Source organism: Ralstonia sp. TCR112, assembly GCF_007997035.1.
GTDB lineage: Bacteria > Pseudomonadota > Gammaproteobacteria > Burkholderiales > Burkholderiaceae > Ralstonia > Ralstonia edaphi.
In genome coordinates this window covers 1-596 of the sequence record NZ_VOSS01000211.1, presented here as the reverse complement: position 1 = coordinate 596, position 596 = coordinate 1, and the positions used below count along the sequence as shown (strand labels likewise).

At 66.1% G+C, this 596-nt stretch carries 1 protein-coding gene and 1 pseudogene; both read right to left on the bottom strand.

Going from position 1 to position 596, the window contains the following annotated elements:
- Window positions 1-28: 28 nt before the first annotated feature.
- The gene (locus FUT88_RS25340; protein ID WP_147219308.1) at window positions 29-406 is read right to left on the bottom strand and encodes a cupredoxin domain-containing protein; all 378 of its coding nucleotides are present in this window, start codon (window positions 404-406) and stop codon (window positions 29-31) included.
- Between the two features lies 1 nt (window position 407).
- Window positions 408-596: pseudogene (locus FUT88_RS25335) on the bottom strand (metallophosphoesterase); the annotation flags it as partial.

The following is a 596-nucleotide window of genomic DNA, read 5'->3' as shown; positions in this document are numbered from 1 at the left end:
GTGTCGCTTTGCATTTTGCTGTTGCGCTTCAGGTGACGGTCAACGTTCCGTTCATCGTCTCGTGGCCCGAGCCGCAGAAGATGTCGCACAGGAAATCGAACGTGCCGGTCTTGTCGGGCGTGAGCGCCAGCCGCACGGTCTGCCCCGGTACCACATCGGCGCGCACGTTGAAGTCTGGAATGGCAAAGCCCATCAGGATGTCCTGCCCGGTCAGTTCAAACACCACGGGCACACCCCGCTTGAGCGTGATCTTGTCGGGCGTGAACGTGAACTTGCGCGCGTGCACGCGGATGACGGTCGGGCCCTCGCCGTGCGCAACGCAGGCAAGCGCTGCGCCTGCGGCGAGCACGGTGAACTGGCACAGCGCCCGGCGGCGCTTGGGATTGTGTGCAATGAACGGGCGCATGTCAGGTGGCCTCCGGCGTCTTGTTGATGGTGTTGGCTTCGCTGTTCGCATGGATCGGCTGCTCGGCCAGCGCCCAGGTGGCGGCATCGTGCTTGCCGTGCTCGGTGATGCTGCGCCAGCCGGAGGCCGCGATACGGCGCGGCGGCATCCCACGGGATCGGGTTCGTTTGGCCTGCGAGGCCCGGCGCGG